Source organism: Pedobacter sp. (assembly GCF_035317785.1).
GTDB lineage: Bacteria > Bacteroidota > Bacteroidia > Sphingobacteriales > Sphingobacteriaceae > Pedobacter.
In genome coordinates, this window is record NZ_DATHGC010000059.1 from 17,912 (window position 1) to 29,288 (window position 11,377).

Genomic DNA, 11,377 nt, shown 5'->3' on the forward strand with positions numbered 1-11,377 from the left:
CTCTTAATGGAAAATATAAACGTTAGAGATTTACTTGCAAGATACAGCAAGGGAGAGTGCACTGAGGCCGAGATGGCATTGGTGGAGCGCTGGTATATGCAGTTTAATGAACATAAAGTTGACATTTCTGAACAAAGAATATCAGAAATGGGCAAGAAAATATATGGTACGCTTTCGGAGGAGGCTGAGGTAAGGACAAGGAGATTGTGGATAGTACGTGTTGGAACGGCTGCGGCGGTTTTTGCGTCCTTGCTTGGCGCCGTTCTGTTTTTTAAACCGGGTGACGGACTGAAAAACAGAAAGGAAGAGCAGATGGTACAGGTGACAGATCAGAATGGAAGGATCGCTGACAAGGCAATGCTGACATTGGCTGATGGTAGAAAAATTAATTTAACTGATGCCAGGATTGGTCTGCTGGTGCGGCAGCCAGGACTGGAAATCATTAAGGCAGGTGAGCAATTGATCACCTGCAAAATAACAGGCCCGGTAAGCCAGATGGATCCGGGAGCATTAAATACAATAACCACCCCCCGGGATGGTCAAATGGAAATCTTATTGTCGGATGACACCAAAGTATGGCTAAACGCCGCTACAACCCTCATATTCCCTATTGTCTTCGCTGACATACAAAAGCGAAGGCTTTCCCTCAGCGGCGAGGCCTACTTTGAAGTTTCTAAAGATAAAGCACATCCTTTCGTAGTTTCGGCACAAAATCAGGTGGTAGAAGTCCTGGGGACACATTTTAACATATCCGCTTATGTTGATGAGCTGGTTGTCAAAACAACTTTGCTGGAAGGCTCGGTTAAAGTATCATCCTTGGCTAAGGACGGAAAAGTATTCAGTTCAGTCATCCTGAGACCAGATCAGCAGGCCCTGGGTTCAGGCGAAACAATTGACGTTGTTCAGGTTGAGACTGAAGATATGGTGGCCTGGAAGGACGGCGATTTTGTATTCCGGAAAGAACCTCTTGAAAATATCATGATAAAACTGGCCCGCAGGTATAATGTGGAGGTAGTTTATGAAGACCGACTGATAAGGAAACAGCGCTTTGGCGGCAGTATCTCCAGTCAGGCAAAACTGCATGAGGTGCTGGAGATGCTGGAACTGACCGGGGGTGTGCACTTCAGAACAGAAGGCAAAAAGGTCTTTGTCCAGCCTTAATAAAATTGTTCTGCCTTAATAAGTTACCGGGAGAAATTTCATATAATCACTGAGGGGCATGTGGTCCTTTTTCCTGAATGGAATGCCTAAATTTCTAACTTTTACGATCCTGGAAACCCTGAAATCCCGGTACTCATTTCGCAGGTGGCACCAGCCGATCAGGTGCCAGTTGAAAGCATAAAAGATCAGGCCGATAGCTTCTACGTCACGTTTGCTGGGTTCTGCATTGTTGTTTTCATAATCGATCTGGATGATGCACTGCCCTGAAATCGCATTCTGAAGGTCTGATAAATGGTCAAATTCGTTGTCCATAGAATGGTGCAGCTGGGTTTTGATGCTTTTGTTGAGCAGTTCAAGCTTCTCCTTTTGCGTATTCTTCAGTACACCCTTGATCTTGTTGAGCGCATTGTTATAGTGGGTCCGGATGGATTTATCGGCAAAGCGGGACGCCAGGTGCTCCATAAGCAGCAGGGCATTGGCCTCTTCTGAGGTGAAAGCAACAGGCGGAAGAAAATAACCTTGTACAATAAAATAGCCTTTTGGCTGTTCAAAACTGATGGGGATGCCTTGCTCTGAAAGTGCTTTCACATCACGGTAGACCGTACGCACGCTGATGTCGAACTGACCGGCAATTTTTTCTGCAGTTACGTATTTTCTGCTTTGCAATAAGATGAGGATTCCAAAAAGTCTGTCTATGCGGTTCATATGATTGCTGAGTTGGCGGGTATTGCAAACTTAAATAAAAGTGTAATTTTATCGGCATGAAATTTAAGAGAATATCAGGATGATTTCGTATTTGTCCGCTTCCTATATTTACCCTGTTACCGGCCCTGTATTGAAAAATGGGGTGATCGGTATTGACCCCGACGGCCTGATCCGGACGGTGCTGAGCGCGGAAGAAGCTAAAAATCAAAATATAGAACTGGTCACTTTTTACGAAGGATTGCTGGTGCCTGGATTTGTCAATACCCACTGTCACCTGGAGCTTTCCCACTTGAAGGGCAAGGTAGAACAGCATACAGGGCTGACGGATTTTGTGCAGACGGTGATGAAACTGCGGGGTGCTGACGATTCTGCCATAGAACTGGCCATGCTGCGGGCGGATGTAGAGATGCTTGAGAACGGGATCGTGGCTGTCGGGGATATTTCCAATCAAGCCATTTCGTCGGGGATTAAACGCGGCAGCCCGATCTATTACCATACTTTCCTGGAAGTGATGGGCTTTAACCCGGCAACAGCAAAGGCTTCAATAAACAGGGCCCTGGAATTTAAGCAGAAATTTGAGGGTTTTCCGCTCAGTATCGTACCGCATGCGCCTTATTCTGTTTCTGCGGAATTATTTGAAGAGTTGCGTTTGGTGGCAGAGGAACTGCCGGGGCCGGTAAGTATCCATAACCAGGAGACGCCTGATGAGAACGCCTTTTTCGAGCGGAAAGAAGGCGGGTTTTTAAAATTGTATGAGTTTTTGGGCCTAGATATCGGTTTTTATGAACCCAGCGGTAAGACCTCACTGCAAACGGTGCTGCCGATGATGTCGGACAGGCAAAAGACCCTTTTGGTGCACAATACGATGAGCAGTAATGCCGACGTGGTGTTTGCGAAAGCCTTGCACCCGCTTTTGTACTGGTGCCTTTGCCCGAATGCCAATTTATATATAGAGAACAAGTTGCCTGATGTGGATATGCTGCGCGCTACCGGGGTGAAAATTACGCTGGGAACGGATAGCCTGGCCAGCAATACCGGATTGAGTATTTTTGCGGAGATGCTGTGCCTCCAGGATAATTTTGACATTCCGGTGGAGGAGCTGATCCAGTGGGCTACCGCGAACGGCGCAGAATTTTTAGGGATCAGTGACAGGTACGGCAGTTTTGAAACTGGTAAACGGCCCGGCATCAATCTGCTTGATTTTGAGGAAGTGAACGGGAGGATTGTATTGGGAAGAGAAATGAGACGTTTGTATTAAAATCGGATTCGTTACCGATAGCTGCACAGATTAACATAGTTTTGCAATGACATGAGCAACAGGATCACTGAACTTTTTAACATCAAATACCCCATCGTACAGGCCGGCATGGTCTGGTGCAGCGGCTGGAGGCTGGCTTCGGCTGTGTCTAATGCCGGAGGGCTGGGTATTATCGGTGCCGGTTCTATGTACCCGGCGGTGCTGAGGAAACACATTCAAAAGTGTAAGCTGGCTACTGAACGGCCTTTTGCGGTGAATGTGCCCTTGCTGTACCCCGATGTGCAAGAGATCATGAAGATCATCGTGGAGGAAAAGGTGAGGATCGTATTTACCTCGGCGGGAAATCCGGCGACCTGGACGGAATATTTGAAAAAGAACGGAATCACAGTGGCGCATGTCATAGCCAACAGCAAATTTGCGCTGAAGGCTGAGGCTTGCGGTGTGGATGCAGTCGTGGCGGAGGGATTCGAGGCCGGCGGCCACAATGGAAGGGAGGAGACGACGACCATGTGCCTGGTGCCTATGATCTGTGACCGCGTGAAAATTCCTGTGATCGCCGCAGGTGGGATCGGAAGCGGCAGAGCCATGCTGGCGGCAATGGCTTTGGGCGCTGATGCTGTGCAGATCGGTTCTGCGTTTGCGGTGGCTGAGGAGTCTTCGGCGCATCCGAATTTCAAGAACAGCATCGTTGGTGCTGCGGAAGGGGATACCAGGCTCAGGATGAAGAAACTGGTTCCTGTGCGGCTGCTGAAGAATGAATTTGCTGATGCTGTGGGCCAGGCTGAGGCACAGGGTGCCAGTACTGAGGTTCTGGTGCAATTGCTGGGTCGTGCCAGGGCGAAGCTGGGCATGTTTGAAGGGGATATGGAGCAGGGAGAGCTCGAGATCGGACAAGTTTCGGCGATGCTGGACCAGATACGTCCTGCGGCAGAGATATTGAGCGCGATCTGGAAAGAGTTTTTGACAGAAAAGGAACGGATCTCGGAGATGAGGTTTTAAAGATGATTAAGGATATACAATGAAGAAAGTACACGTTAATATTACACTTACGGGAAAAGTACAAGGGGTTACCTTTCGGGAAACGACCAAGTATGTGGCTGACCAGTCGGGGATAAGGGGTTTTGTACGGAATGAAAAAGATGGCTCCGTTTATATTGAGGCCGAGGCCGAGCAATGGGAGCTGGATTCTTTTATAGAATGGTGCAATGAGGGCCCGGACCGGGCAAAGGTGGAGCACTGCGAGGCAGTGCCCGGGGAACTGAAAAATTTTACCGATTTTGTGGTCCTTAAGAAGTAACGGATGTCAGTATTGAAAAAATTTCTTGGTCAGACGGCTGTGTATGGGATCAGCACGGTATTGTCCAGGCTGTTCAATTTTATATTAACGCCGATTTTTACCAAGGCCTATTCCAAAATGGTTTACGGGATATTTACCAAAATGTATGCTTATGCTTCTTTGGTGAATGCGGTGCTGGCATTTGGAATGGAAAGTACCTATTTCCGGTACCTGAATAAGCATGAAGATAAAAAGCAGGAGGTGTACAACAATTCATTTCTGTGCATTGCCTTCATTTCGCTGCTGTTCCTGATTAGCGGACTGGTGTTTTCTGACAGTATAGTCTATTACCTGTCAGCCAGTCCAAAGCAGTTTGCGGACTATAAGCACTATGTTCAGTATTTCATCTGGATCCTGGTGGTGGATGCCATTTGTGTGATCCCTTTTGCCAAACTGAGATCGGAGGACAAGGCTTTTAAATACAGCACCATTAAGTTTTTAAATATCGGCTGCTTTGTGGGGTTTAACCTGTTGTTTATTTATGTGGTACCGGCAATGATCACACGTGACTGGCCCCTGGGAGACTGGATGGCGACCTGGTACCGCGAAAAGTGGATAGGCTATGTATTCATTTCCAACCTTATCGCCAGCCTGGCTACGCTGTTAATGCTGGTGCCGGAGTTTTTAAAGCTGCAGCTTAAATTTGATAAACCGCTTTTTGTTAAAATGTTTTCCTATTCCTGGCCGATACTCGTCGCAAATTTGTCCTTTATTGTCAATGAGAACCTGGATAAGATCGTGCTGAGCGAACTGCTGCCAAAAGAGATAGCAGACGGGCAGGTGGGTATATATGGTGCGGTATGCAAGATCGCCATTTTCATGAGCATCTTTATTACCGCATTCAGACTGGGGGCGGAACCCTTCTTTTTCAGTCACGCTAAAAACGCCAATGCAAAAAAAACATATGCGGTGATCCTTCATTATTTTGTAATTGCCCTGGCTTTATTGTTTGTGGCGCTGATCGCTAATATTGAAATTCTTAAGTATTTCATCAGCAGGGACAATGAACATATCGCCGAATACTGGGTAGGTTTGCCTGCGGTACCTTACCTGCTGTTTGGTTATGTCTGTCTGGGTATTTATATGAATTTATCAATTTGGTACCGGCTCTCAGACCAGACGAGGTTTGGTTTGTACATCTCTGTTGCCGGTGCGCTGATCACCATTGTGCTGAACTTTATATTGATTCCCAAATACAGCTATATGGGTTCGGCATGGGTTTCTATGCTGGCTTATTTTGTGATGATGGTGATTTCTTATATTTTAGGACAGAAATACTACCCGATACCTTATGATCTGAAAAGGATCATTGGCTACCTGATCGTTTCGGTGATCATGGTGGTGCTTTCATTCTGGGTGTTTGACCGGAATATTTTTATTGGAAATGCCTTGCTGCTGATCTTTGCTGCCGGGGTATTTTATTTTGAAAAGGATCAGCTGAAGCTTATTTTAGGAAAGAAATGAATATAAATATTATCAATAACTCTACACATCCGCTGCCGCAGTACGAAACTGAGCATGCTGCGGGTATGGACATGCGTGCTTTTATAGAAAATGCAGTCACGATTAAACCTTTGCAGCGTGTTTTGATTCCAACTGGTTTGCATATTGAACTGCCGGTGGGCTATGAAGCCCAGATTCGTCCGCGCAGCGGATTGGCCTATAAACACGGGATCAGCATTGTCAATTCGCCAGGCACCATCGATGCAGATTACAGGGGAGAGATCAAAGTACTGCTGGTCAATCTTTCGGATACTGATTTTGTGGTAAACGACGGTGACCGGATTGCACAGATGGTGATTGCCAAACATGAAACGGTAAGCTGGAATAGTGTTGGCGAACTGACGGATACCACACGCGGTGCGGGCGGGTACGGGCATACGGGTAAATAAAAAACAGAAGATGAAAGGGAAATGGTTTTTAACTGTATTGTTTTTAGCAGCATTGCCTGCTGTTTTTGCTCAGGAACCCGCGGTGTCCGTGCCGGATACAAATGCCATAAAAATACTTTTCTTTGCAGGTCTTCGGGATAAGCTCAAGGAGGATTATGCAAGGGCCGGGGAGAGTTTCAGTAAAATCATTGCCCTGGATCCGGAAAATGCCCCTGCAAACTACGAGCTGGCTGTGATCAACTTCAGGCAGAACAAACCTCTTGAGGCAGAGATTGCCATCAGAAAAGCTGTCGCTATTGATGCCAATAATCTGTGGTATTGGAGATTGCTCTCCGAGCTGTATAAACGTAAGGGCGATATGGATGCTCTTGTGAAAGTTTTTAACCAGATGATCAGACTGAGCCCTGATGACGATTCATTTTATTTTGACCGGGCAAATGCTTATTTGCTGGCAGGAAAAACAGAAGAGGCCTTGAAAAGTTATGATGAACTGGAAAAGAAGTTTGGCAGTTCGGAAGCATTGATCAGGGCCAGGACGCGGGCCGGAAAGGAAAAGACTGCCGGGCCGGAACTGATGGGTACGGGAGCCCTTGAGGCTGCGGTCACTTCGGAACAGGCCATGCTGATTGAGGGGGAAAAGCTGTTTAAACAGGGTGATCTGAACGGAGCGCTGATACAGTTTAAGGCAATTTTGAAGATAACCGACCAGTTGTATGCGGCCTGGGAGCATACGATGGCTGCGGAGATTGCCCTGGCTGCTTATAAGGATGCAATTAAGACGGGTGAGGAGGCGTTATCACTGTACCCGAGCCAGGCTGGGTTATATTACCAGATGGCGGTGGCGCTGATGAATGACGGGCAGCATGACCAGGCGCTCAGCAATATCAAAACTGCCATGCAGCTGGACGAAGGTAATGCTTTGGTGCTGGAATGTTACGGAGATGTTCTTTTTTTAAAAGGAGATAAAGAGGCAGCGCTGCTGCAATGGAAGAAGGCACAGGCCGGAGGCAATAACTCTGGCAGGTTAAAGAAGAAGATCAATGAAAAGAAATACATTAAATAGTTTCCTGCTGATCGCTGTAGTTGCGACGACCATTGCCTGCAGGGCGAAGAAAGCAATTGTGTCCCTGCCAAAACAAGCGGACAGTACGGCGGTGTCCACCACCAAAAAATCTGAAAACATCAAAATGCTGCGTGCGAACGATCTGTCCTTTAATACGCTTTCGCTGAAAGCAAAGGCCAGTCTGAACATCAATGGCAACAGCAATAATGTGACGATGAACTTCAGGATACAGAAAGATGAAAAGATCTGGGTGAGCATTACGGCTATAGCAGGGATAGAGGTGGCCAGGGCGCTGATCACTCCGGACAGCATCAAAGTGAGAAATAATTTTCAGAGTGTTTATCTGAAAAAGCCGTTTAGCTACGTCCATAGGTATACCAATAACCAGGTGGATTTTTCTTTGCTGCAGGCCATTTTTTCCGGCAATACGATTGCTGCTTTTATGAAAGAGGATGCGGTACTTGTACAGGAAAATGGGCTATGGGTACTGAACGGGCAGCAGCAGGACCTGGCCTACAGGGTCTTGTTCAATACCCTGCTGAAAGCAGCAGAAGATAACCTGAACGATGTGAAGACCGGGCGGGCACTGAAGGTGGAGTATGGAGCATATCAGAAAGTAAATGCAGCGCTTTTCCCCTCGAGCATAAAGATCAATTCGATAGCGGGCAAGCAAAGGGTCAGCATAGATCTTGATTTTTTAAAAATAGAAAGTAATGTTCCACTCGAATTTCCGTTTAGTGTTCCTGTTAAGTATGAGGTAATAAACTGATTTTTTTATACTTTTGATCCAAATGAAGCCATATAAATTATTACTATTCTTGTTTTTGGTGGGGTCTGTTTCTGTCGCTTTTGGCCAGAGCAGCGCCGAGCTGAAGAGAAAAAAGGAAGCCATTCAGCGTGAAATCGATTTATTGCAGAAGAACGCAAACAAGGCGGCAAGTAATAAAAAGCTGACCCTGAGCCAGATCAACGCACTGAATGCCAAGATCCGGCTGATGCAGAACAAGATCTCGGTGATCAACTCTGAGATCAAAAACCTGGACAACCAAATCCATGAGAATACGAATACCGTACATAACCTCAAAGGACAGCTGGGGCAGCTGAAAAAAGAATATGCAAGTATGATCAGGTTTGCGCAGCGAAACAAAAACGGATACGATAAGATGATGTTTATTTTTGCATCAAAAGATTTTAACCAGGCCTATAAGCGGATCAAATATTTGCAGCAGTTTGGGCAGTACCGAAAAAAACAGGCTGATTATATTCAGGGTAAGCAAAAAGACCTGAACTATAGAATTGTGATCCTGGATAAGAACCTGCGTGAAAAAAGCAGTCTGCTGCAGGAACAGGAGAATGAGCGTAATGTATTGGGTAAGAACAAATCTGAGCAATCGCAGGTGCTGAACAAGTTTAGCAGACAAGAGAAGCAGCTGAGACAGGACATCGCGGCGCGCAAGCGTCAGCAGATACAATTGGACAGGAGCATTCGTGCGGCTATTAACCGGGAGATCGAACTGGCACGGAAAAAGGCTGAAGAAGAAGAACGTGCTGCTGAAAGGGCGGCGGCTGCAAAAGCAAAGGCGGAAAATAAGCCTGTACCTGTCGCCGCGGCTCCAAAGCCTAAAACAAGCGGCGGGTATCTGACGGCTACTCCGGAATCTGCAAGATTGTCTGCGCAGTTTGAGGGTAACAGGGGTTCACTTCCCTGGCCGGTTGCAGTTGGGACGATAACTGAAGACTTTGGGCGCCATATGGAGGGACAGGCTTCGTATACTAATGACGGAGTAAACATTTCTACCGCTGAAGGAGCCTCGGTAAGGGCCGTATTTAATGGACAGGTAAGAGCTGTAGATTCGCAGCTGGGCAGATATTACGTGCTGATCAAACACGGTGAATATTTTACGGTGTACCAAAATCTCAGATCCGTGAGTGTGTCAAAGGGAGATAATGTGACTACCAAACAAACCATTGGAGTAGTTGCGGAAACGGAAGGTGTGCCTCAGCTTCAGTTCCAGATCAGAAGAGGTATGGCTGCCCAGAACCCTGAAGCCTGGATTGCGAAATAAAAATGGGTATTAATTCATATATTTGTATAAACTAATCAATAATAGGCAGAACGATGTATAGAGGGACAATAATTGAATTCCTGAACATGGGCGGCGGTGAGATCATGCTCATCCTTGCAGTGGTACTTTTGTTATTTGGAGGTAAAAAATTACCTGAACTGGCAAGGGGACTTGGGAAAGGGATCAGGGAATTTAAGGATGCTTCAGATGGTGTTAAAAGAGAAATCCAAAGGAATATAAATGCCGCAGGTATTGAAGAAGAGGTAAATTCCGTGATCAGCGATGTGAAGGATGACTATCATCATCCTTCTGAAACTTACCTTGATGAACAGCTGCATCCGGCTGAGGAAAAGGCCAGCGGTATAGATCTTCATAAAGAAGAAGCACACACGAAAATAGAAACAGATAAAACTAATCTTTAACTAAAGTATCATGTTAAACACAACTATATTAATCGCCGGATTAGGCGGCACGGAGATCGCTATCATTCTGGTAATTGTACTATTACTTTTCGGAGGTAAAAAAATCCCTGAATTAATGCGCGGCCTGGGTAAAGGCATTAAAGAATTTAAAGACGGTAAAGATGGTGTTGACGGATCTGATCCGGCAGACCCAAAAAGCTCAAATACCAACAAACCTTTGTAAGGTATCTGAATCCGGTTTTTAATCTTAATGTATTCTTGAAATTTGAAGAAGTATAACTCCTTAGCAGAGGTACAATCCCTTATTGATCAGAAAAAGCTGAGCTTGCCTGAGCTGCTGGATTACTATTTTAAACAAATAGCCGGCAATGAACACCTCAATGCATTCAATGAGGTGTTTTTTTATTCCGCGGCTGAGCAGGCCAGGCTGGTACAAGAGAAAATCGATAAGGGAACTGCCGGTAAGCTGGCAGGTATGGTCGTAGGCTTGAAAGATAATATCTCGTATAAAGACCACAAAGTATCCGCTTCGTCAAGAATGCTGGAAGGATTTGTGTCGCCTTATTCGGCGACGGTCACCGAGCGGCTCCTCGCTGAGGATGCGGTGATTATAGGCAGGCTGAATTGCGATGAATTTGCAATGGGCGGCTCCAATGAGACTTCCTATTACGGGCCGGTGAAAAATGCGGCGGATACCGAAAGGGTAGCCGGCGGATCATCAGGCGGTTCTGCTGTTGCGGTGCAGGCTGATCTTTGCCTTTCGGCACTGGGAACTGATACCGGAGGCTCTGTCAGGCAGCCTGCTGCTTTTTGCGGAAATATTGGTTTTAAACCTACTTACGGGAGGATTTCCAGGTATGGCGTGATCGCTTACGCCTCTTCATTTGATCAGGTGGGTACGATCACATCATCTGTAAGTGATGCGGCTTTGCTGCTGGAGGTACTGGCGGGGGCCGATGATTATGACAGCACGGTTTCTAAACTGCCTGTTCCCGCTTATTCGGATGCTTTGGAACACGGCGGCGGTAGAAAGAAGATCGCTGTTTTAAAGGAAACGCTGGAAAGTGAGGCGCTGGATCCTGATATTAAGACAGCCATCCTGGAAGCCATTGATCGGTTCAGAGCGCAGGGCCATACGGTTGAATATGTTTCTTTTGACCTGCTGGACTATTTGGTGCCGGCATATTATGTGCTGACGACTGCCGAAGCATCGTCTAACCTGTCGCGCTATGACGGAGTACATTATGGCCACCGCAATCTGGAAGCCACCAGTCTGAACGAGCTGTACAAGCGTTCGCGGGCTGAGGGTTTTGGAGAGGAAGTTAAGAAAAGAATCCTGCTGGGTACTTTTGTGCTGAGTGCCGGGTATTATGATGCCTATTATCAAAAGGCACAGCAGGTGAGGCAGCTGATCAGGGAGAAAATGGAGCAGATGTTGGATAGTTTTGATGTGATCGTGACTCCTGTGACTCCG

Annotated in this window: 13 protein-coding genes; 12 read left to right on the forward strand and 1 reads right to left on the reverse strand. The window is 46.6% G+C overall.

All coding sequences use genetic code 11. From position 1 onward, the window contains the following. Positions 1–6: 6 nt before the first annotated feature. Complete coding sequence (locus VK541_RS03840; protein ID WP_324367093.1) at positions 7–1,161, forward strand: FecR family protein; 1,155 nt, start codon at positions 7–9, stop codon at positions 1,159–1,161. Between the two features lie 15 nt (positions 1,162–1,176). Here VK541_RS03840 and VK541_RS03845 read toward each other — a convergent pair whose 3' ends face one another. Then, positions 1,177–1,866 carry a YafY family protein gene (locus VK541_RS03845; RefSeq protein WP_324367095.1) on the reverse strand — a complete coding sequence of 230 codons (690 nt, stop codon included), beginning with the start codon at positions 1,864–1,866 and terminating at the stop codon, positions 1,177–1,179. A 79-nt stretch (positions 1,867–1,945) separates the two neighbouring features. Here VK541_RS03845 and VK541_RS03850 point away from each other — a divergent pair, with 79 nt between their 5' ends. The 11 genes from VK541_RS03850 to VK541_RS03900 form a co-directional block, all read left to right on the forward strand. Further along, complete coding sequence (locus tag VK541_RS03850; RefSeq protein WP_324367097.1) at positions 1,946–3,124, forward strand: amidohydrolase family protein; 1,179 nt, start codon at positions 1,946–1,948, stop codon at positions 3,122–3,124. A gap of 51 nt (positions 3,125–3,175) precedes the next feature. Then, a complete protein-coding gene (locus tag VK541_RS03855) occupies positions 3,176–4,123 on the forward strand; it encodes a nitronate monooxygenase (RefSeq protein ID WP_324367099.1) in 948 nt (315 codons plus the stop codon). 19 nt (positions 4,124–4,142) lie between these two features. Continuing rightward, positions 4,143–4,421, forward strand: a complete 279-nt coding sequence (locus tag VK541_RS03860) for an acylphosphatase (RefSeq protein WP_324367100.1) — start codon at positions 4,143–4,145, stop codon at positions 4,419–4,421. 3 nt (positions 4,422–4,424) lie between these two features. Then, positions 4,425–5,924 (forward strand): polysaccharide biosynthesis C-terminal domain-containing protein, encoded by a 1,500-nt coding sequence (locus VK541_RS03865; protein ID WP_324367102.1) that lies wholly within the window; start codon positions 4,425–4,427, stop codon positions 5,922–5,924. Further along, the gene (gene dut / locus VK541_RS03870) at positions 5,921–6,352 is read left to right on the forward strand and encodes a dUTP diphosphatase (protein ID WP_324367104.1); all 432 of its coding nucleotides are present in this window, start codon (positions 5,921–5,923) and stop codon (positions 6,350–6,352) included. The genes VK541_RS03865 and dut overlap by 4 nt, the downstream gene beginning before the upstream one ends. A gap of 10 nt (positions 6,353–6,362) precedes the next feature. Continuing rightward, positions 6,363–7,415, forward strand: a complete 1,053-nt coding sequence (locus tag VK541_RS03875) for a tetratricopeptide repeat protein (protein WP_324367106.1) — start codon at positions 6,363–6,365, stop codon at positions 7,413–7,415. Then, entirely contained in the window at positions 7,393–8,184 is a 792-nt protein-coding gene (locus VK541_RS03880) for a DUF4292 domain-containing protein (RefSeq protein ID WP_324367108.1), read from the forward strand. The genes VK541_RS03875 and VK541_RS03880 overlap by 23 nt, the downstream gene beginning before the upstream one ends. Positions 8,185–8,206: 22 nt before the next feature. Next, the gene (locus tag VK541_RS03885) at positions 8,207–9,481 is read left to right on the forward strand and encodes a murein hydrolase activator EnvC family protein (protein WP_324367110.1); all 1,275 of its coding nucleotides are present in this window, start codon (positions 8,207–8,209) and stop codon (positions 9,479–9,481) included. Between the two features lie 53 nt (positions 9,482–9,534). Further along, on the forward strand, positions 9,535–9,903 hold the full coding sequence (locus VK541_RS03890) for a twin-arginine translocase TatA/TatE family subunit (RefSeq protein WP_324367112.1): 369 nt from the start codon (positions 9,535–9,537) through the stop codon (positions 9,901–9,903). Between the two features lie 10 nt (positions 9,904–9,913). Next, positions 9,914–10,126 carry a twin-arginine translocase TatA/TatE family subunit gene (locus VK541_RS03895; RefSeq protein WP_324367114.1) on the forward strand — a complete coding sequence of 71 codons (213 nt, stop codon included), beginning with the start codon at positions 9,914–9,916 and terminating at the stop codon, positions 10,124–10,126. 42 nt (positions 10,127–10,168) lie between these two features. Next, positions 10,169–11,377, forward strand: a 1,209-nt coding sequence (locus tag VK541_RS03900) for an amidase family protein (protein WP_324367116.1), incomplete at its 3' end; no start/stop codon positions are given.